Source organism: Blastococcus haudaquaticus (genome assembly GCF_900230285.1).
Classification (GTDB): Bacteria; Actinomycetota; Actinomycetes; order Mycobacteriales; family Geodermatophilaceae; genus Blastococcus_B; species Blastococcus_B haudaquaticus.
In genome coordinates this window covers 896,200-916,333 of the sequence record NZ_OCNK01000001.1, presented here as the reverse complement: position 1 = coordinate 916,333, position 20,134 = coordinate 896,200, and the positions used below count along the sequence as shown (strand labels likewise).

The following is a 20,134-nucleotide window of genomic DNA, read 5'->3' as shown; positions in this document are numbered from 1 at the left end:
AGCGTCGAGACCGAACCGATACCGACGGGCGCCGCAGCGATCCGAGGGCGGGACGGCGGTCGACGCAAGGCCGTCCGCGGCGTAGCGTCCTGCGACCGTGTCTCCTCCTGACGGGTCCGAGACCGTCGATCCCGTCCTCGCCGCGGAGCGCGCCCACCTCGCGCGCGCCGCCGAGTGCCTCACCCAGATGCGGGCCGCCGCCTCGGCCGTCGTCGACGCGGGAGTCGACGCCTGGGCCTCCGAGCGGCTGGGTGCCGCACGCGCCGAACGGCTCCGCGCCCTGGCCGCCGACCCCGGCGTCCCGCCGTTCTTCGGCCGCACGGACACCGCGCCGGCCGACACTGCGCCGGCCGACACTGCGCCGGCCGACACTGCGCCGGCCGACACTGCGCCGGCCGGCACAGCGCCGACCGGCACAGCGCCCGAGACCTTCCACATCGGCCGCCGGCACGTCCGCGACGCCGCCGGCGACCCGGTCGTCATCGACTGGCGCGCCCCGATAAGCCGGCCGTTCTACCAGGCCACCGCGGCCGATCCGCAGGGCGTGGCCCGCCGGCGGCGCTTCGGCTTCTCGGGCGCGGAGCTCACCGGCTACGAGGACGAGGTCCTGGCCGGGTCGTCTCCCGCCCACCCGGAGGAGAAGGGGGAGTTCCTCCGGGAGGAGATCGAGCGCCCGCGCAGCGGACCGATGCGCGACATCGTCGCCACCATCCAGCCGGACCAGGACGACGTCGTCCGGGCGCCGCTGAGCGAGTCGATCTGCGTCCAGGGCGGGCCGGGCACCGGGAAGACGGCGGTCGGCCTGCACCGGGCGGCGTACCTGCTGTACACCCACGGCGGGCAGCTGGCCCGGACCGGCGTCCTCGTCGTCGGGCCCAACCGGGCGTTCCTGCGCTACATCGAGCAGGTGCTCCCCACCCTCGGCGAGGTCGACGTCGAGCAGACGACGGTCGCCGACCTCACCGCCCGGGTGCCGGTGCGCGCCGTGGACCGGCCCGACGCCGCGGTGCTCAAGGGCGACGCCCGGATGGCCGAGCTGCTGCGCCGGGCGCTGTGGGGCGAGATCCGCAAACCGGTGGACTCGCTTCAGGTGCCGCTGGACGGCCGGAAGTACCGCATCCCGGTGGAGCGGCTCAAGCGCTACGTGGACGACCTGCGCCGGAGGGGGCGCGCCGACGACGACCAGCAGGTGCTGCACTACGCGGCCGGTCGCGAGCGGCTGATGATGGTGCTGGCCGAGGACGCCCGGCGGCAGAAGGAGGAGGCCGGTGGCAGCCCCGGTGACGCGGAGACGCGCCGGGCCGCCCGCAGCGCCGAGGTCCGCGCCTTCTGCGACGAGGTCTGGCCGGCCCAGGACGCGGCCGGTCTGCTGTCCGGGCTCTGGAGCGACGCCGACCGGCTCGCCCGCGCCGCACGGGGTCTGCTGGACGACGACGAGCAGGCGCTGCTGCGCTGGCCGGTGCCGCCGCGGTCGGTGCGCACCGCACCGTGGACCGACGCCGACGCGGTCCTGGCCGACGAGCTGGCCGGCCTCCTCGAGCGCACCCCGGGCTACGGGCACGTGGTCGTGGACGAGGCCCAGGACCTCTCGCCCATGCAGTGCCGCGCCGTCGCCCGCCGGCTGGCAGCCGGGTCCCTGACCGTGCTGGGCGACCTGGCCCAGGCCACCAGCCCGTGGTCGCCGTCGGACTGGCGGGAGACCCTGGCCGGTCTCGGCCGTCCGGACACCGTCGTCCGCCCGCTGACCCGGGGCTATCGGGTGCCCGGCGAGGTGCTCGACTTCGCCAACCGGCTGCTGCCGCTCGTGGCGCCGGGGCTCCTCGCGGCGACCGCGGTCCGCTCCGACCCGGGAGCGCTGCGGGTGCGGCCGGTGGCCGCCTTCGCCGGACCGCTCGTCGACGTGGTGGCCGAGCTGGGCACGAGCCCGGGCTCGATCGGGGTCGTCTGTGCCGACGCCGCGGCGGCCGGCGTCGCTGCGCTGCTCGCCGGTGCGGGCATGCCGGCCGCGGTGCTCACCGACGACGGCGCCGAGACGCCACCCGTCGCCGTCGTCCCGGCCACCCTGGCCAAGGGGCTGGAGTTCGACGCGGTGGTGGTGGTCGACCCGGCGGCGATCGCGGCGGCCGAGCCACGGGGTCTGCACCGGCTCTACGTCGTCCTCACCCGGGCGGTCAGCACGCTCGTCGTGCTGCACCGGGACGACCTCCCGGCGCCGCTCTCCGAGCGGGTGGCGGACCACACGACCCTCTGACCTCGCGCTTCTCAGTGGCCCGTCGCGTTGCGTCACGGAGCGACTACGGACGGCGCGGGGGATTGTGGCCCGCGTAGTTCTCTGTTGGGGTGAGCCCCGCATCCGAGGGAGGAGGGCCATGTCACAGGGCATGTCACAGGGCGTGCGGACGTTCCGCACGTTGGGCGTGCTGGCCCTCAGCGTCGTCCTCGCCGGCGCCCTCCTGGCCGGGTTGCTCCTGCCGTGGATCGGCGGGCCGGCGCTCGCCGCCCAGCAGTCCACCAGCCTGCTCGGTGACCCGCCCGACGAGCTGACCGACCGGCCTCCGCCCGGCAACACCACCGTGCTCGCCGCCAACGGTGAGCTGATCACCTCCTTCTACCGCGAGAACCGGGCCCCGGTGGCATCGGAGCAGATCGCCCAGGTCATGAAGGACGCGATGGTCGCGGTCGAGGACGCCCGCTTCTACGAGCACGGCGGCCTCGACGTGCAGGGCACCGTCCGGGCGCTGGTGAAGAACCTGGCTGCCGGTGAGGTGATGGAGGGCGGCTCGACGCTGACCCAGCAGCTGGTCAAGCAGACGCTGCTCCAGTCGACCGACGACCCGGTCGAGCGCGCGGCCGCCATCGAGGAGAGCGTCGGCCGCAAGCTCCGCGAGGCACGGCTGGCCCTGGCACTGGAGGACCGGTACAGCAAGGACGAGCTGCTGACCCGCTACCTCAACATCGTGTACTTCGGGCAGAACGCCTACGGCGTGCAGCCCGCCGCCCGGGCCTACTTCGGGGTGGACGCGGCGGCGCTGACCCTGGGGCAGGCGGCGCTGCTGGCCGGGCTGGTGCAGAGCCCGTCGGACGATGATCCGTTCGTCGATCCCGAGGCGGCCACGGTCCGCCGCAACCAGGTGCTGGATCGGATGGCCCAGCAGCGCTACATCGCGCCGTCCCTCGCCGCGCAGGCGGCGCAGGAACCCCTCGGACTCGCCCCGGCACCCGCCCCGCGACGCGGCTGCGTCGAGGCCACCGTCGGGCCCTACGTCTGCGACTTCGTGCAGAAGTACGTGACGCAGGAGCTCGGCATCAGCCAGACGGACCTCGAGACCGAGGGCCTGGTCATCCAGACGACGCTGGACCCGGACCTGCAGCGCTCCGGCGACGCCGCCGTCCTCGAGACCCTGGCGTTGGAGGACACCCGGGTGGCGACGTTCAGCGCCGTCCAGCCGGGTACCGGCCACCTCCTGGCCCTGAGCGTGAACCGCATCTTCGGCTACGACCTCGCCGACCCGACGCAGGAGTCCTACAACCTCAACGTGGCCGCCAGCCGCGGCGCCGGGTCCACCTTCAAGGTCTTCGTGGCGGCCGCCGCGCTGGCGCGTGGCTTCTCCGACTCCTACACGCTGACCGCGCCGAGCCCGTACTACTCCCGCGTCTACAAGAAGGACGGCGGCCCGTACCCGGTGCGCAACTCCGGCACCTACCGAGCGACGCTGGACATGACCACCGCGCTCTACCAGTCGTCCAACACCTACTTCCTCGCGCTCGAGGACGCGCTCGGCAGCGTCGAGGAGCCGGTGCGGATGGCGGAGCGGATGGGGCTCTACCAGTTCGACGACTCGGGTCTGGCGCAGCGGACGATCGAGGAGAACAACGGGTCCTTCACCTTCGGACCGGACGCGACGAGCCCGCTGGCCCTGGCGAGCGCCTACTCGACGCTGGCCGCGAACGGCACCCGGTGCGACGTCCGGCCGGTCACGGCCATCCTCGACCGCACCGGCCGGCCGCTGCTCGGCGAGGACGGCGAGCCGGTGGTGAGGGCGGACAACTGCACCGCCGGGGCCATCCCGGCCGGCATCGCGACCACGCTGAACCAGATGCTGCGCAAGGACGTCGAGCCGGGCTACAGCGGGCAGACCGCCCCGCGCGCCTACGTCCCCGGCCACCAGATCGCGGGCAAGACCGGGACCACGCAGAACAACCTGTCCGTCGCCTTCGTCGGCTACACGCCGGAGATCGCCGCCAGCGTCATGGTGTTCAACCCGAAGGAGCCGGAGAACGTCGGGGGCTTCGGCGGCGGCAAGGGCGCGACGATCTGGCGCGACGCGATGGCCCCGATCCTCGAAGCCCGCGGCAGCAGCGACTTCCCGCCCGCGGACCCGAAGGTCGCCAACGGCAACACCGTCCCGGTGCCCGGCTGCTCCTCGGAGGCAGACTGCGTGCGCGTCCTGGCCGCCGCCGGCTTCCAGAGCACCACGGTCCGCGTGGACAGCAGCAGCGTCGAGGGTGCGTTCGTGGGCACCAGCCCGCGGCGCGGCGGACGCGCGGTGCTCGGGCAGGTCGTCTCCGTCCTGGTGAGCAACGGCGCCGACTACGTGCCGCCCGCCCCGGTCCCGGAGGAGCCGGTCGTCCCGGTGCCTCCTCCCGCCGAGCCGCCCCCCGTCCCGCCGTCGGAACCGCCGCCGGACCCTGAACTTCCCGCCCTCCCGCCGTGGGCGGAGGACCTGCCGGACCGGGTGCCGCTACCGGGTCGCTGACCGCCGGGCCAGCACCTCGTCCAGCGACTGCGTCGCCAGCCAGCCGAGGATGACGACCAGGTGCAGCAGGAAGAGCCAGAGGCCCAGCGCGACCATGCCGCCCACGACGTCGAGCCCGCCGAAGGGTGCGCCGAGGTCCAGGGGCAGGGCGAGGAAGAGCACGAAGCCCTGCAGGAAGCCGCTCAGGCAGGCCGCGGTGAACAGCGCACCGGCCACGAGGGCGGGCCGGCCCACCCGTCCCGCGGCAACGACGCGGAACCCCCAGGCCAGCGGCACCGTCAGCGCCGCCAGGACCGAGTAGAACCCCAGCGCGACCCGGCCCACCGTGGCACCGAACCCGCCGGTCTCGGCGAGGTCGGCCATCACCGGCACCGCCAGCAGCAGCGGGTAGAGCAGCAGCGGGGTGAGCAGCACGAGGGGGACGGCACCGAGCCGTCCCTTCCAGCCGGTCATGCCTTCCCGGCGGCTGCTGAACCGCAGCAGCGCCCGGCGCAGCCCCTCGCCGTAGAAGGACATGGGGAGCAGGGCCAGCAGCCCACCGACCAGCGACAGCCCGACCCCCGCCGACACCAGCCGTTCGACGGCGTCGGGTGCGCCGACGTCGGACGGCAGCAGGGCCGCCAGCTCCCGGCCCAGACCCGTCACCCGCTCCGGCGACGTCAGCCAGGCGGTGAGGGCGAAGGCGAGCACGAGCACGGGGACGACGGCGATACCGGCGTAGAAGGTGAGCCCGGCCGCGATGAGGGCCAGGTCCCGGCCGACCAGCCGCCGGCGGACCCCGGACAGCAGCTCCGACGCGCCGGCCCGCAGACCGGGGGAGCGGCCGGGCCGGGAGGGGGTCGTCAGCGGGGGTCCAGCAGGTGCCGGGCCGCCGCGTAGCCCCCGAGACCGCTGACCCCGCCACCCCGGACCGTGCCGCCGGAGGACGCCGCCACGATCCTCGGGTGCGCCGTCGCCACACCCCAGGTGCCGACCTCCTCCGGAGCAGACGCCACCGGCCAGGCCAGGTCGCCGTGGAAGATGTGCCCGCCCGGCATGGCCAGCGACTCCTCCACGTCCACCGGGGACGCCGCCTGCAGGCACGGCTCGCCGGCCGCGTCGAGGGCGAGGCAGTCCAGCAGCGGTTCCTCGAGGTGCGCGTCCAGCTGGGCGACCACCCGGCGGACCGCCTCCCGGCGGGTGCCGACCGGGTCGTCGCGGAAGAGCTCCGCCGGCGTGTGCAGCCCGAACAGCGTGAGCGTGTGCTGCCCGGTGGCGCGCTCGACCGGGCCCAGGATCGACGGGTCGCTCAAGGAGTGGCAGTAGACCTCGAAGGGGATGACGTCGGGCAGCCGTCCGGCAGCGGCCTGTGCGTACGCCGCATCGATCTGCCCGGCGGACTCGTCCACGTGGAAGGTGCCGGCGAAGGCGGTGGCCGGGTCGGCGCCCGAGCGCAGCCTCGGCAGGCGGGCCAGGACCATGTTGATCTTCAGCTGCGACCCGGACGGCCGCGGGCCGGCGGCGGCACCCGTGAGGGCGTCCAGCACGCTCGGGGCGGCGCCGCACACGACGTGCCCGGCCTCGACGGCGTCCGCCCGGCCGTCGTGGTCGGTCCAGTGCACCGTGACCGCGTCCGAGGCGGTCTCCAGGGCCGTGACCGTCGCCCGGGTGACCAGCTCGGCACCCGCACGCCGTGCGGCCGCCGCCATGGCGCCGGAGACCGCACCCATGCCGCCGACGGGGACCCGCCAGCGGCCGGTGCCGTTGCCGACCAGGTGGTACAGGAAGCAACGCCCGGCGAGCCCGTCGTCGGCGTGCACGTCGGCGAAGGTCCCGATCAGCCCGTCGGTGAGCGCCACCCCGCGGACGACGTCGTCGGTCAGGTGGTCGGCCACGACGTCGGCCAGCGGCCGCTCGCGGAGGTCGTGCCAGAGCTCGCGGTCCCGCAGCCGCTCCGCCAGCTGGTCGGAGGTGAGCAGAGGTTCGGTCAGGGTCGGAGCCAGGTCCTCGGCGAGGGTCGACAGCCGGCCGTAGAAGCGCTGCCACCCGGTGAACTCGTCGTCGGAGCCCGTCAGCTGCCGGAACGAGGTGGCCGTGGCCGGTCCCTCGTCGCGCTCGACGAGCAGGCCCGCGGGGCGGCCGTCGCGGGAGGCGGCGGTGTAGGACGCGACCGACCGGTCGGCCAGCCGGACCTCCAGTCCGAGGTCGGAGACGATGCGGTCGGGGAGCAGGCTGACCAGGTAGGAGTACGCGGACAGCCGGACGTCGACCCCGTCGAAGACCTGCCGGCTGATCGCGGCACCGCCGACCTGCGCCAGGCGTTCCAGGACGAGCACCGACCGGCCGGCCCTGGCCAGGTAGGCCGCCGCCACCAGGCCGTTGTGGCCCCCGCCGACGACGACCACGTCGTACCTGCTGCGCGTCACCCGCGGACGGTACCGAGCCGGGCCCCGGCGCCGCTCGGCACGTCAGTCGTCCTCGGGGCCCTCTTCCTCGCAGGTCTCGTCCTGCTGGTTGGACGCCTCCTGCCCGGTCGAGTCGCAGTTCGTCTCGCCCCGGTCGAGATTCGTGTTGTCGCCGCACGCCACGAGCGAGCCGGCCAGCGCGAGCACGACGAGCGGCTTCTTCAGATCCATGCCTCCGTACTGACCGGGCTGCGGCGTCTGAAACCGGTCCGGACGCCGGCCCGCGGGACCCCTGTGACTGCTGGGGCGGAGGCAGCCGCGGCTCCTGCCCGGTGAACTGGAACACCAAACAAAAAACATCTTTGTCATTGTCACGAGACGGTCACGGCCGTTACGGTCTGTGCGTCCACCGGGGCGTTGTGTGACCGCTTCGCACCGCCTGACGGACCCTCTGCAACACCACAAGAAACGGAGAGCCGCCCGCATCATGGCGTCCCCCCTCGGCAGTGCGCTCCCCCGCACGTCGTCCCGCCGTCCGACCATCGGCCGCGGCACGTTGGCCCTCCTCGCCGTGATCGGGACGCTGTTCGTCACCGTTCCCGCGCAGGCCGCACCGGCCACCTCGGCCGAGGCCGCCGCGCTGGTCGCCGCCCGCGGGCACGAGCTCGAGGTGGTCACCGAGCAGTTCAACGAGGCGCGGGTGGCGCTGGAGGCCCAGCGGGCCACCGCCACCGCCGCCGTCACCACGATGGAGCAGGCAACCGCCGAGCTCGCCGCCGCCCAGCAGCACGTCCGCGGCCTGGCCCGCACGGCGTACACCGGCGAGGGCCTCGGCTCCTTCCAGGCGATGCTGACCAGCGACTCCGCCGATGCCTTCGTCGACCGCATGGCGACGCTGCAGCTGGTCGCGGGCCACCAGGCCGAGATCCTCGGGCGGGCGGCGGAGGCGAACGTCGCCGCCGCCCAGGCGCAGGCCACCGCCCAGCAGGCCGCGGCCGAGGCCCAGGCCCAGTACGACGCCGTCGCCGCGCAGCAGGCAGCGCTCCAGGCCGAGGTGGACTCCTACCAGGCCGCGTTCGCACAGCTCAGTGCCCAGGAGCAGCAGGCCGTGACCAGCAGCCACGGCGAGGAGCGCGCCAGCCGCTCGGAGGACCGCGAGTCCACCGCACCGAGCGCTCCGGTGGTCGCCAACGGCGAGGCCGCGCAGATCGCCATCGACACCGCCATGGCCCAGCGCGGCAAGCCCTACGTCTGGGCAGCCGGCGGGCCGAACGCCTACGACTGCTCCGGGTTGACCGCCTACGCCTTCAAGGCCGCCGGCATCAGCCTGCCGCACTCGAGCCGGCTGCAGTCCCAGATGGGCCAGGCCGTCCCGCGCGACCAGCTCCAGCCCGGCGACCTGGTGTTCTTCTACAGCCCGGTGAGCCACGTGGGCATCTACATCGGCAACGGCCAGATGGTGCACGCGCCGACCTCGGGCGACGTGGTCAAGGTTGCGCCGCTGATGAGCGGCTACAGCGGCGCCCGGCGCATCGCCGCCTGAGCAAGGGCCCAGTCCTCCTCACCGCTCGCACGCTCGCGGCGAGCCTCTGGACGGGGCCACCTCACACGAACGAAGCGGTGCCCTGGGGGCCCTCGACCTGCTGGAGGAGCCCCCAGACGAAGGTGGCCCGCACGCCACCGGGAAGCTGGATCGCCCACCGGGTGACCACGCCCGGGTCGACGCTCTCCGCTCCCGGCAGCCCGACCACGTCGTCCAGGACGTGCTCCCAGACGCGCAGGTCGCCGGCGGAGGCCCGCGGGACGGGTGAGCCGGGCATGCGGACCAGGTGCTCGTTCAGCACCGTGCCGCCGGGGCCGGTGAGCAGCTCCCAGTGGAGGTGCGGCCACAGCGGCACCGGCCAGCGCCGGACCTGGATGTCGAGGTCACCGAAACGCCGGTCCTCCAGCTCGTCCGGTGGCCCCAGCACCGCCGTCCGCAGGGCCAGTCCCCGTGGTGCCCGCGGCGCGTGGTGCATCGCCTGCCAGCGGGTGTGCGCTGCGTGCGCCTCGGCCCGAGTGGCGCCCAGCCGGGGCAGCGCCTCGGCGACCAGATCGGGCCGGACGTCGGCCATGCGGCGCAGCAGCACCAGGCAGAACTCCCGCCGTGCCAGTCCCCGCACGGCTCGAACCCTGCCACCATGCGCGGGTGCTGATCAGTCCGACCACCGCCGCGGGCATCGCGGACAGGTCCGTCACGCTCGCGTTCCGGCGTTGGGACCGGCCGCGCATGCGCCCCGGGAGCACCCAGCGGACCGGTGCCGGCGTCGTGCTGGTCGAGACGGTCGAGGAGGTCGACGTCGGTTCCCTCACCGAGGACGACGCCCGGCAGGCAGGTGTCCGGTCGCTGGCGGAGCTCCGGCGCCTGATCGACCGCCGGGACGGCGCACACGTCTACCGGATGCGGGTCTCCCTGGCCGGGGCCGACCCGCGGGTGGCCCTGCGCGAGCAGGCCGAGCTGTCCGACGAGGACCGGCAGGACCTCGACGCGCGGCTGGACCGCTGGGACGCCGCCCGGGGCGAGCCGTGGACGCGGGAGATCCTGCGGCTGATCGCCGACCGGCCCGGCGTGCGGGCGCCCGACCTGGCGGCGTCACTGGGCCGGGAGACGCTGCCGTTCAAGCGCGATGTCCGGAAGCTCAAGGAGCTGGGCCTGACCCGCAGCCTGGAGGTCGGGTATGAAATCTCACCCCGGGGACGCGCCTACCTGCGCTGAGCCCTCGGGGAGGATCGGGGCGTGAACCCCCGCGCCGCCGCCACCGCGTTCCGCATCGTCGCCGTCGCCGAGGCCTGCTCCTGGATCGGCCTGCTCGTCGGCATGTTCGTGAAGTACGTGCCGGAGACCACCGAGCTGGGCGTGAAGATCTTCGGCCCGATCCACGGCGGGATCTTCGTGGCCTACGTCGTGGTCGCGCTCGTGACCGCGCGCGTCCTGCGCTGGTCGATCGGGACGACGCTGCTCGCGCTGATCGCCTCGATCCCGCCCCTGGCGACCGTGTGGTTCGAGCGACGCGCCACCCGCGCCGGGCAGCTGCCGCGCAGCGAGGCCGTCGCCGCCTGAGCTGCGACGGCCCGAGGGGGGTCGCTACGGTCCCCGTCATGCCCGAGCCCGTCCTCCCCACCACCGCCCGCGTCCTCCTGGCGCGCACCGCCCGAGCCCAGCGCGACGGCCGGGCGCCGAGCCTGGTCGCCGGGGTGGTCCGGGACGGCGGGCTCGCGTGGTCGGCCGGCCGCGGGGACGTCCCCGAGCCGCACACCGACGTCCAGTACCGCCTGGGCTCCATCAGCAAGACGGTCACCGCCGTCGTCGTCATGCGGCTCCGCGACGAGGGCCGGCTGGGCCTCGACGACCCGCTCGAGCGGCACCTGCCGGGGACGCCGTTCGGGAACCGCACCGTCGGCCAGCTGCTCTCCCACCTGGCCGGGGCCGCGGCCGAGAGCCCGGGCGGCTGGTGGGAACGGACGCCCGGCGGCTCGCTCGACGACCTCGGGCTGCGCGGCGAGGACGTCGTCCTGGGGGCCGCACGACGGTTCCACTACTCCAACCTCGGCTTCGGGCTGCTCGGCGACCTGGTCGCCCGCATGCGCAGCACCTCGTGGGAGGACGCCGTCACCGCCGAGGTGCTGGCGCCGCTCGGCATGACCCGGACGACGCCGCGGCCGGTGGCGCCGGCGGCCGCGGGAACCGCCGTCCACCCGTGGGCCGACGTCGTGCTGCCCGAGCCGGAGCACCACGCCGGCGTGATGGCCGCCGCCGGGCAGCTCTGGGCGACCCTCGACGACCTCGCCCGGTTCGCCGCCTTCCTGGTCGGGGACACCGGCGACGTCCTCGACCCGGCGACGCTCGAGGAGATGACCGTGCCGGCCGGCGTGGACTCCTCCGCGGTGGGCTGGTCGGCGTACGGGCTGGGCGTCCAGGTGCTGCGCGTCGACGGCCGGACGCTCGTGGGCCACGGAGGGTCGATGCCCGGCTTCCTCGCCGGGGTGTTCGTCGACCGGGACGAGCGGACCGGGGCGGTGTCGCTGGCGAACACGACGTCCGGGCTGGACAACGCCGTGTTCGGGCTGCTGGCCGACCTGCGGGCGGCCGAACCGCGCATCGTCGAGCCCTGGCGGCCCTCGCCGTCCCCCGTGGCCCTGGACCTGCTCGGGATGTGGTTCTGGGGACCGGCCCCCTACGTGCTGCGGACGAGCGGCGCCGGGATGCTGCACCTGGGCCCGCTGCCCGGGCGCACCGGCCGGGCCAGCCGGTTCACCGCCCGGGACGACGGCACGTGGCTGGGGCTGGACGGCTACTTCGCCGGTGAGACGCTGCGCATCGCCACCGACCACCTGGACCTCGGCACGTTCGTGTTCACCCGCACCCCCTACGACCCCGAGGCGCCGGTACCCGGCGGCGTCGACGAGCGCGGCTGGCGTTAGGCCCCGTCCGTCACGGGCGGTCGAAGGCGTCCATCGTGGTCTTGACGACGACGCCGTAGGCCAGGTGCGGCACGAGGTCGCTGACCCAGTCGGTCGCCGACCAGGTGCGCGGATCGGTGACGCCGAGCACCGTCATCGGCCCGTTCGCCGCGACGAGGACGCCGAGGGTGGTCAGCGTGATGCCCACCGGCGTGGCGGAGCGGTACCCCGACGCCCGGGCGAGGCCGCCCAGGACGCCGACACCGATGCCGGCGACCAGCCCCATGAGCGGGCCCAGCCCCTGCTTGCGGTTCTCCCGCGTCTCCCCCTCGCCCGGGATCGGCAGGTGCGCGGTCCGGGCCAGCTTCTCGACCGTGTCCTCCGGGGTGGAGCTGGTCCCACGCCCCCGGACGGCCATGTCGAGGTAGGTGACGGCGTTGAGCGCGGTGCTGCCGGCAGCACCGGCCGCGGCGCCGCGCAGCATCCAGCCGGCCGTGCTGATCCCGCGCTTGCCCTTGCCGATCGTCCCGATCGCGGTCTTCTTCGCCATGCCGCAGCCCTACCCTTGGCGGCGACCGCAGGAACGACGGGTGGCGGGGCTCCGCCCTGGACCGCCGGGTCCCTACGATCCGCTCATGCCCCCGCCCGAACGAGCGACGCGAGCCCTGGCCCGACAGCTGGGCCATCCGCGCGGGCCGTTCGGCCGGCTGGTCGGGCGGGTGCTCAACCGGCGCAACGCCCCGGCCCTCCGAGCCGCGGTCGCTGCGCTGCCGGTGCGCCCGGGCGACGTGCTGGCCGACCTCGGGTTCGGTGGCGGAGTGGGGCTGGAGCTCCTCCTCGGCCGGTTGGAGGAGGTGGATCCGGGCGGCGGCCGGGTCCACGGTGTCGACGTCTCGGAGACGATGCTCGCCGCCGCGTCCCGGCGGTTCGCTCGCCAGGTCGCCGACGGCCGGCTGCAGCTCCATCTCGCCCCGGTCGAGGCGCTGCCGCTGGCCGACTCCTCGGTGGACGCCGCGATCACGCTCAACACGATCTACTTCCTGCCCGACCTCCCCGCGGCCTTCCGCGAGGTCCACCGCGTGCTCCGCCCGGGCGGGCGACTCGTCGTCGGCCTCGGTGACCCGGAGGCCATGAGCCGGATGGCGGTCACGCGGGAGGGCTTCCGCATCCGCCCGGTCGACGACGTGGTGGACGCCCTGGGTGCCGCCGGCCTGGTGCTCGCCGAGCACCGCCGGGTGGGTGAGGGCGAGGAGGTCGTGCACCTGCTGGTCGCCGTCTCGGACGCGGGGGATCAGCCGTCCCGGTCCTCGTAGCCGAACGAGGCCGAGCCGTCCGGCCGGACGGTCATCCCGACCGGTCCTGCGGCCCGGCCGGTGACCACGACGGCCACCGGCCTCAGCCGGGAGACCGCGATCTCCGACCGCAGGAAGCCGACGACCTCGTCGAGCAGCGCGTTCACCCCGCCTGCCGTGAAGCGGCGCTCCGTGCCGTCGACGGACAGCAGCGCCGTCCGGCCGGTGAGCACCAGCCGGGCCTCGACCGGCGGTCCCCAGTCGGCGCGGAGGATGCGCAGCTCCTCGGTCAGCCGGTCCCGAGCGGCGCGGGTCAGCCGGCCGAACTGGAGATCCATGAGCACCCGGGCAGCCGGCTCGGTCACGGCGAAGGCCGCGGCGACCCTCCGGACGGCGTCCTCGTCGTCCGCGGCGCCGGTGATGACCTGGAGCAGGCGGATCGGGTCCTCGAGCGCGGCGCCGATCGCCGTCAGCACCGCCAGCCGCTCGGTGCGCCTGTCCTCATCCGTCACGGGGCTCCTGCTGTCGGGCCGTCCGCCGCGAAGGGGCCGCTCAGCAGCGAGGTCGACGTCGTCCGGGCGCACCTGGCGAAGCATCCCCCGACCGGGCGGTGTGACCAGCGCCCGCTGGCGGAGCCCGCCGGCGGCGCTCAGGCTGGGGTCGTGGACGACGTCGACGTACGGCTGGAGCGGACGATCGAGGAGCTGCTCGACCAGCGCCGTCCCGACGTCTCCATCTGCCCCTCCGAGGCGGCCAGGGCGGTCGCGGCGGAGGGCTGGCGCGACCTCATGCCGGCGGCGCGGGCCGCGGCCGGGCGGCTGGCCGCGGCCGGTGCGGTCGAGGTGACCCAGGGCGGAGCGGTCGTCGACGTCGCCACCGCGCGCGGCCCGGTCCGGGTGCGCCGGCCCCGCTGACGGTCAGCCGACGGGGCTGCCACGGAACGTCCCGGTGAGCTCCCCCGACTCCCCGAACGTCAGTTCGGCGAACGGCAGCGTGATCGTGCCGGAGACGTCGCCGTAGCCGCCGTCGTCGACGCGCAGGGCGCCGTCGACCGGCGCGCCCTCGGTCCATGCGCACCCGAAGAGGACGACGCGGAGCACGCCGTCGCGGTCGGTCCGGTAGCGCGCGGACCCGCCGGCGTCGCAGCCCAGTGCCAGGTTCCCCTCGCCCGTCCAGGAGGCGTAGGTCGCGTTGCCGAGCGTGCCGCTCAGCACCGCGTCGACGGTCGCGTACGGGTCGACGTACCGCGCCGGCCGGTCGGGCGGATTGGGGGCGTAGGAGTAGGCGAGTTCCCCCGGGCAGACGGTCGTCCGCTGTGCGGGGAGCGCTCCCGTGGTGATCAGCGTGGTGACCGCATCGTCGATGCACGGTTCCCCCCGGCCGTAGACCACGTGCGGACCGCCCTGCTGGAGCACGAGGGAGGCCTCGTCGACGGTCCGCTGGTGGACGCGTCTCGCCGCCGCTGACGGGGTGTTCACGTCGGTGTCGGCGGTGAGCACCAGCAGCGGGTAGGGCGGGTCGGTCACCGGAGCCGGACGGGCCGCGGCCGCGCCGCCGTCGGGCCAGAACAGGCAGGGGAGGGCCCCGTAGAAGGTGTCCCCGAGCCGCAGCTGGTCCACCCCGTGCGCCACCGCGACGTCGAGCCAGGAGTCGAGCACGGCGCGCCCGGTGCTCCCTGCCGGGACGCTGTCGTAGTCGGTGCAGTCCACGGCGAGGTAGAGCGCGGGGGAGAACCCCGGATCGACGTAGGCGGTGCCGTCCTCCGGGTCGGCTCCCCAGCTCGCCGCCACCAGCCGGGCCAGCGGGACGAGGTTGCCGACGGCGGCGGCGTTGAGCGCCCCCTGCAGGGCCGAGCGGGACCCGGGGTCGCTCAGGGACCAGGCTGCGGCCGAGCGGAGGTCCTCCAGCGTCAGCTCCCGCTCGTCGGTCGTGCCGTCGGGCAACGGGAAGTCGAACCGGGCGGGCTGCTCGGCGAGGTCGGCCGCGAGGCGGTCGAACTGCTGGAGCGCGCTGCCAGGAGCATCGCCGGCACAGGCGATGTCGGCGTCGCAGGCGGCGAGGGTGGCGGTCAGGACGTCGCTGTACGTGCGCGCGAGCTCCAGGGCGTTGCTCAGGCCGTCGGAGGCCAGGTCGACGACGCCGTCCAGGACGAGTGCCTGCACGTGCTCGGGGTGGGCGGCGGCGTAGGTCTGCACGTACTGGGTGCCGTAGCTCTCGCCGTAGAGCACCAGTCGTTCCGCGCCGAGCCATTCGCGGAAGGCCTCGAGGTCCTCGGCGGCCTGGTTCGTGCTGTACCGCCCGGCATCGGCGGGGTCGACGCCGGCCTCCTCGAAGCAGTCGGTGGCGAACTGCTCGGCGTCCTCGGCGTAGGCGTCGCGCTCGGCGGCGGTAGCCGATGAGTCGATGGGCTCACCACCGCCGTACAGCGCCTCGTCGCAGAGGAACGGCTCGGACCGGCCGATTCCCCGCTGGTCGAAGAAGACGACGTCGTAGTGGTCGGTGATCTCCGGGGACATGGCCGCGAGGCGGTCGGGTGCCGCGATGATCCCGCTGGACCCGGGGCCACCGGTCGCCACGACGACCGTGCCGCGCGACTCCACGGGAGCCCGGCGCACCGCGAAGGTGACCTGCCAGGTCGGGGAGCGCGGCGCGAAGTGGTCCGCCGGCACGCTGACCGTCACGCAGTCGAACCCGTCCGCGGCACACGGCTCCTGCGTCACCTGCCCCTCGGCGCCCGGGGGCGCGTAGGCGGCGGATCCGGGCACCGTCCGGGTGCAGCCGGTGAGGGCCAGCACGCCGACGAGGGCGCCGGTCCCGAGGCGGGCCGCGCCACGCCGCGCGGCCGGGGTCGTGAAGAGCACGGCGCACGGTAGAGCGGACCGATCGAGCAGTGCCGCCGCCGCGCCGTGACGAAGAGCGCTCGACTCAGGACGCTCCGTCAGGAGCGGCGTCCGACTGGCCGGCCGCGCGCTCCAGCAGGGGGCCGAGCCGGTGGTCGACGAACCGGCGCAGGGCGAGGGCGGTGTCGGTGCGCTGGACGCCGGGGATGGCCAGCACCTGCTCGGTGATCCGCCAGAGGTCGTCGGCATCCTTCGCCACCACCTCGACCAGCAGGTCGGCCACCCCCGAGAGGCCGGTCACCTCGACGACCTCGGGGATCTCGGCCAGCGCACCGCTGACGTCGGCGAGGCTGCGCTGCACCACCTGCACGGTGACGTAGGCGCTCAGCCGGTAGCCGAGCGCTTCGGGTCGCACCCGCCGGTCCAGCGGGGCGAGCACCCCGTTGGTCTCCAACCTGGCCAGCCGCGACTGCACGGTGTTGCGCGCCAGTCCGAGCCGCTGCGACAGCGCCATCACGCTGGCGCGGGGGTCCTCGCCGAGGGCCAGCAACAGCCGGGCGTCGGTGGCGTCCACATCGGCCATGGTGCTCAGTCTGACATGCGTGGACGTCCTACTACTGCGCCGTGTGCGCAATCAGTCCGAGGGACCTTGCGCAGATCGACGCCGGGATGGTCTTGTCCTCCGACCGGGGTCTCGTGCCACCATGTGTGAGTGGCGCCACACCCCGGCGCCCACGAGACGTCCACGACCGCGGCACCCGGCGACCCCGGCAGAGCGGAAGACGGCGAGGAGAGCTCCATGACGGCGTTGCGTCAGGCCACCGAGGTGGTCGATCCGGTCCCCGGGGCATCGGCACCCCACCTCCCGCAGCAGCCCGATCTGGTCCAGCTGCTCACGCCCGAGGGCGAGCGGGTCGAGCAGCCCGACTACTCCCTCGACATCTCCGACGAGGAGCTGCGCTCCCTCTACCGCGACCTCGCGCTGGTCCGGCGCTGGGACGTCGAGGCCACCGCCCTGCAGCGGCAGGGCGAACTGGGCATCTGGGCCTCGCTCCTGGGTCAGGAGGCGGCCCAGGTCGGCGCGGGCAGGGCGCTGGCCGACGGTGACATGGCCTTCCCGACGTACCGCGAGCACGGGGTCGCCTGGGCCCGCGGTGTGGACCCGCTGGACGTGATGAGCCTGTTCCGCGGTGTGGACAACGGCGGCTGGGACCCGGTCGCGCGCCGCTTCAACCTGTACACGATCGTCATCGGCGCGCAGTGCCTGCACGCCACCGGCTACGCCATGGGCGTCCAGCGCGACGGGTCGGAGGACGCCGTCCTGGCCTTCCTCGGCGACGGCGCGACGAGCCAGGGCGAGGTCAACGAGGCGATGGTCTTCGCCGCCAGCTTCGCAGCACCCGTCGTCTTCTTCTGCCAGAACAACCAGTACGCGATCAGCGTCCCGCTGGAGCGCCAGACGCGGATCCCGCTGTACCAGCGCGCGGCCGGCTTCGGCTTCCCCGGTGTGCGGGTCGACGGCAACGACGTCCTCGCCGTCCTCGCCGTCACCCGGGCCGCCCTGCAGGCCGCCCGCGAGGGTCAGGGCCCGACCTTCATCGAGGCGTTCACCTACCGGATGGGCGCGCACACCACCTCCGACGACCCCACCCGCTACCGGCTGGCGAGCGAGCTCGAGGAGTGGAAGCTGCGCGACCCGATCGCCCGGCTCAAGGCGCACCTGTCGCGGGACGGCATCGCCGACGCGGCGTTCTTCGAGTCGGTGGACGCCGAGGGCGACGAGCTGGCGGCACGCATCCGCACCGGCACGGTGGAGATGCCCGACCCGGCGCCCAGCAGCATGTTCGAGCACGTCTACGCCGAACAGACCCCGCCACTGGCCGCCCAGCAGGCGGAGTTCGAGGCCTACCACGCGAGCTTCGAGGGGGGAGTCGAGCGATGACGGAGACCCTCACCATCGGCAAGGCGCTCAACCTCGGCCTGCGCCGCGCCATGGAGGACGACGCCAAGGTCGTGCTCATGGGGGAGGACATCGGCAAGCTCGGCGGGGTCTTCCGGATCACCGACGGCCTGCAGAAGGACTTCGGCGAGGACCGCGTCGTCGACACCCCGCTCGCCGAGGCCGGCATCCTCGGCACCGCCGTCGGGCTCGCGATGCGCGGCTACCGGCCGGTGTGCGAGATCCAGTTCGACGGGTTCGTCTTCCCCGCCTACAACCAGATCGTCACCCAGGTCGCCAAGATCCACGCCCGCTCGAAGGGCAGGGTGGCGATGCCGATCGTCATCCGCATCCCCATGGGCGGCGGCATCGGCGCGGTCGAGCACCACAGCGAGAGCCCCGAGGCCTATTTCGCGCACACGGCCGGGCTCAAGGTCGTCGCCGTCAGCAACCCGGTCGACGCCTACTGGGGCATCCAGCAGGCGATCGCCCACCCCGACCCGATCGTCTTCCTCGAGCCCAAGCGGCGGTACTGGGAGAAGGCGGAGGTCGACACGTCGGCGACGCCGGACCCGCTGTTCGGCTCCCGGGTGGTCCGCGGGGGCGACGACGTCACGCTGCTGGCCTACGGGCCGATGGTGAAGACGGCGCTCCAGGCCGCTCAGGCAGCCGCCGACGAGGGGCGCTCGATCGAGGTGATCGACCTGCGCACCGTCTCGCCGCTCGACCTGGACCCGGTGTTCGAGTCGGTCCGTCGCACCGGCCGCTGCGTCGTCGTCCACGAGGCGCCGACGACACTCGGCCTGGGCGCGGAGATCGCCGCCCGCGTCACCGAGACCTGCTTCCACTCGCTGGAGGCGCCGGTGCTGCGGGTCGGCGGCTACGACACCCCGTACCCGCCGTCGAAGCTGGAGGAGGAGTACCTGCCCGACCTGGACCGGGTGCTCGACGCCGTCGACCGCGCGATGGGCTTCTGAGGATGGGCGCGCTCAAGCAGTTCAGGCTGCCCGACGTCGGCGAGGGGCTCACCGAGGGCGAGATCCTCCAGTGGCTCGTCGCCGTCGGCGAGACGGTCACCGTCAACCAGCCGCTGTGCGAGGTGGAGACGGCCAAGGCCGCCGTCGAGCTGCCGTCGCCGTTCGCCGGCACGGTCACCGAGCTGCTCTTCGACGCAGGCACGATGGTCGACGTCGGGACGCCGATCATCACCATCGATGTGGGAGGCGACGCCGCAACGGCGGCGCCCGCGACCGACGAGCCGGCCGCCGGGCTGATCGGCGGGTCCGCCCCGGGCGGGCGGACCGCGGTGCTCGTGGGCTACGGGCCCCGGACCACCGAGGCGCGCCGTCGCCCCCGCCGCTCCGGCCAGGTCGTGGCCGAGCGCGCGACGGCACCCATCGTCCTCCCGGAGGCGGACTACGGCTCCGGCGGTTCGGAGCGGCCTCCGCTGCTGGCCACCGCCCCCGACGCCGACACCAAGCCGGTGCGGCACGGTGGGCTCGAGGTCGGCCGGCAGGCCGAGGCGCACGCGCTGGGCGGGGCGGCGGCGCCGTCGTCCCAGGCGCCGCAGGGTCGTGGCCGCCTCCGGCCGCTGGCCAAGCCCCCGGTGCGCAAGTACGCCAAGGACCTCGGTGTGGACCTCGCCGCGATCACCGGGTCCGGGGCCGGCGGGGTCATCACCCGCGCCGACGTCGACGCGGCCCTCGCCGCCAGGGGGGCCGGTGGCACCGTCCTCCGGGGCTCCTTCGGTGCGGAGAACGGGACGCCGGGGGAGCGCGAGCAGCGGATCCCGATCAAGGGCGTCCGCAAGCACACCGCGGCCGCGATGGTGGCCAGCGCCTTCACCGCCCCGCACGTCACCGAGTTCCTGACCGTCGACGTGACGCGGATGATGAAGCTGCGCGCGCGTCTCGCCGCCCGGCCGGAGCTGGCCGGGGTCAAGGTCAGCCCGCTGCTCTTCGTCGCCAAGGCCCTGCTGCTCGCCGTCGGCCGCCACCCGATGGTGAACAGCAGCTGGGACGAGGCCGCGCAGGAGATCGTGGTGAAGGACTACGTGAACCTGGGCATCGCCGCCGCGACCCCCCGAGGGCTCGTCGTCCCGAACATCAAGGACGCCGCCCGGATGTCGCTGGCCGAGCTGGCCGGGGCGCTCGCCGACCTCACCGCCACCGCGCGCGAGGGACGAACGGCGCCGGCGGACATGGCCGGAGGCACGATCACGATCACCAACGTCGGTGTCTTCGGCGTCGACACGGGGACGCCGATCCTGAACCCGGGTGAGTCGGCGATCCTGGCGTTCGGGGCCGTGCGGGAGATGCCGTGGGTGCACAAGGGGAAGGTGGTGCCGCGGCAGGTGACCCAGCTGGCGCTGTCCTTCGACCACCGCATCATCGACGGCGAGTTGGGCTCGCGGTTCCTGGCCGACATCGGCGCACTGCTGCACGATCCGGGGGCGGCGCTGGCGTTCTGACTCGGCGTCCCT

At 74.4% G+C, this 20,134-nt stretch carries 19 protein-coding genes; 11 read left to right on the top strand and 8 right to left on the bottom strand.

Annotated features, from left to right (window positions below; all coding sequences use genetic code 11):
- Positions 1–97 precede the first annotated feature (97 nt).
- Together CRP30_RS04495 and CRP30_RS04490 are read left to right on the top strand one after the other, a co-directional pair.
- On the top strand, positions 98–2,251 hold the full coding sequence (locus tag CRP30_RS04495) for a HelD family protein (RefSeq protein ID WP_235003166.1): 2,154 nt from the start codon (positions 98–100) through the stop codon (positions 2,249–2,251).
- Between the two features lie 118 nt (positions 2,252–2,369).
- On the top strand, positions 2,370–4,757 hold the full coding sequence (locus CRP30_RS04490; RefSeq protein ID WP_235003165.1) for a transglycosylase domain-containing protein: 2,388 nt from the start codon (positions 2,370–2,372) through the stop codon (positions 4,755–4,757).
- Here CRP30_RS04490 and CRP30_RS04485 read toward each other — a convergent pair.
- From CRP30_RS04485 to CRP30_RS22425, 3 genes are all read right to left on the bottom strand, one after another.
- Positions 4,743–5,522 (bottom strand): YhjD/YihY/BrkB family envelope integrity protein, encoded by a 780-nt coding sequence (locus CRP30_RS04485; protein ID WP_255407329.1) that lies wholly within the window; start codon positions 5,520–5,522, stop codon positions 4,743–4,745. The two genes, CRP30_RS04490 and CRP30_RS04485, sit on opposite strands and share 15 nt — an antisense overlap.
- A gap of 77 nt (positions 5,523–5,599) precedes the next feature.
- Entirely contained in the window at positions 5,600–7,162 is a 1,563-nt protein-coding gene (locus tag CRP30_RS04480; RefSeq protein WP_097182687.1) for a phytoene desaturase family protein, read from the bottom strand.
- A gap of 42 nt (positions 7,163–7,204) precedes the next feature.
- Positions 7,205–7,372 carry a hypothetical protein gene (locus tag CRP30_RS22425; protein WP_159961525.1) on the bottom strand — a complete coding sequence of 56 codons (168 nt, stop codon included), beginning with the start codon at positions 7,370–7,372 and terminating at the stop codon, positions 7,205–7,207.
- 256 nt (positions 7,373–7,628) lie between these two features.
- Between CRP30_RS22425 and CRP30_RS04475 the strand changes: the two genes are divergently transcribed.
- Entirely contained in the window at positions 7,629–8,684 is a 1,056-nt protein-coding gene (locus CRP30_RS04475) for a C40 family peptidase (protein WP_097182686.1), read from the top strand.
- A gap of 61 nt (positions 8,685–8,745) precedes the next feature.
- Here the strand turns inward: CRP30_RS04475 and CRP30_RS04470 are convergent, their stop codons facing one another.
- Positions 8,746–9,303: a hypothetical protein gene (locus CRP30_RS04470; RefSeq protein ID WP_097182685.1), complete on the bottom strand. Its 558-nt coding sequence runs from the start codon at positions 9,301–9,303 to the stop codon at positions 8,746–8,748.
- A 26-nt stretch (positions 9,304–9,329) separates the two neighbouring features.
- Between CRP30_RS04470 and CRP30_RS22225 the strand changes: the two genes are divergently transcribed.
- Genes CRP30_RS22225 through CRP30_RS04455 form a run of 3 tightly spaced genes read left to right on the top strand, consistent with a single transcriptional unit; the run spans position 9,330 to position 11,602 of the window.
- Positions 9,330–9,896 carry a hypothetical protein gene (locus CRP30_RS22225; RefSeq protein WP_097182684.1) on the top strand — a complete coding sequence of 189 codons (567 nt, stop codon included), beginning with the start codon at positions 9,330–9,332 and terminating at the stop codon, positions 9,894–9,896.
- A gap of 21 nt (positions 9,897–9,917) precedes the next feature.
- On the top strand, positions 9,918–10,241 hold the full coding sequence (locus CRP30_RS04460) for a DUF3817 domain-containing protein (RefSeq protein ID WP_097182683.1): 324 nt from the start codon (positions 9,918–9,920) through the stop codon (positions 10,239–10,241).
- A gap of 38 nt (positions 10,242–10,279) precedes the next feature.
- Positions 10,280–11,602: a serine hydrolase domain-containing protein gene (locus CRP30_RS04455; RefSeq protein ID WP_097182682.1), complete on the top strand. Its 1,323-nt coding sequence runs from the start codon at positions 10,280–10,282 to the stop codon at positions 11,600–11,602.
- A 10-nt stretch (positions 11,603–11,612) separates the two neighbouring features.
- Here the strand turns inward: CRP30_RS04455 and CRP30_RS04450 are convergent, their stop codons facing one another.
- Complete coding sequence (locus CRP30_RS04450; RefSeq protein WP_097182681.1) at positions 11,613–12,131, bottom strand: hypothetical protein; 519 nt, start codon at positions 12,129–12,131, stop codon at positions 11,613–11,615.
- A gap of 85 nt (positions 12,132–12,216) precedes the next feature.
- On the opposite strand from CRP30_RS04450, the gene CRP30_RS04445 reads away from it, so the two are divergent.
- Positions 12,217–12,894, top strand: a complete 678-nt coding sequence (locus CRP30_RS04445; RefSeq protein ID WP_097183135.1) for a class I SAM-dependent methyltransferase — start codon at positions 12,217–12,219, stop codon at positions 12,892–12,894.
- Here CRP30_RS04445 and CRP30_RS04440 read toward each other — a convergent pair.
- Positions 12,873–13,385 carry a hypothetical protein gene (locus CRP30_RS04440; protein WP_097182680.1) on the bottom strand — a complete coding sequence of 171 codons (513 nt, stop codon included), beginning with the start codon at positions 13,383–13,385 and terminating at the stop codon, positions 12,873–12,875. The two genes, CRP30_RS04445 and CRP30_RS04440, sit on opposite strands and share 22 nt — an antisense overlap.
- A gap of 150 nt (positions 13,386–13,535) precedes the next feature.
- Between CRP30_RS04440 and CRP30_RS04435 the strand changes: the two genes are divergently transcribed.
- Positions 13,536–13,787: a DUF3253 domain-containing protein gene (locus CRP30_RS04435; protein ID WP_097182679.1), complete on the top strand. Its 252-nt coding sequence runs from the start codon at positions 13,536–13,538 to the stop codon at positions 13,785–13,787.
- 3 nt (positions 13,788–13,790) lie between these two features.
- On the opposite strand, the gene CRP30_RS04430 is transcribed toward CRP30_RS04435, so the two are convergent.
- Positions 13,791–15,734 carry an alpha/beta fold hydrolase gene (locus CRP30_RS04430; protein ID WP_159961522.1) on the bottom strand — a complete coding sequence of 648 codons (1,944 nt, stop codon included), beginning with the start codon at positions 15,732–15,734 and terminating at the stop codon, positions 13,791–13,793.
- Positions 15,735–15,798: 64 nt separating this feature from the next.
- Entirely contained in the window at positions 15,799–16,296 is a 498-nt protein-coding gene (locus CRP30_RS04425) for an Lrp/AsnC family transcriptional regulator (protein WP_097182677.1), read from the bottom strand.
- A gap of 216 nt (positions 16,297–16,512) precedes the next feature.
- Here CRP30_RS04425 and pdhA point away from each other — a divergent pair, with 216 nt between their 5' ends.
- Genes pdhA through CRP30_RS04410 form a run of 3 tightly spaced genes read left to right on the top strand, consistent with a single transcriptional unit; the run spans position 16,513 to position 20,122 of the window.
- Positions 16,513–17,655: a pyruvate dehydrogenase (acetyl-transferring) E1 component subunit alpha gene (gene pdhA, locus CRP30_RS04420; protein ID WP_099459147.1), complete on the top strand. Its 1,143-nt coding sequence runs from the start codon at positions 16,513–16,515 to the stop codon at positions 17,653–17,655.
- On the top strand, positions 17,652–18,629 hold the full coding sequence (locus CRP30_RS04415) for an alpha-ketoacid dehydrogenase subunit beta (RefSeq protein WP_097182676.1): 978 nt from the start codon (positions 17,652–17,654) through the stop codon (positions 18,627–18,629). The genes pdhA and CRP30_RS04415 overlap by 4 nt, the downstream gene beginning before the upstream one ends.
- 2 nt (positions 18,630–18,631) lie before the next feature.
- Positions 18,632–20,122, top strand: coding sequence for a dihydrolipoamide acetyltransferase family protein (locus CRP30_RS04410; RefSeq protein WP_097182675.1), 1,491 nt, complete (start codon positions 18,632–18,634; stop codon positions 20,120–20,122).
- Positions 20,123–20,134: the final 12 nt, after the last annotated feature.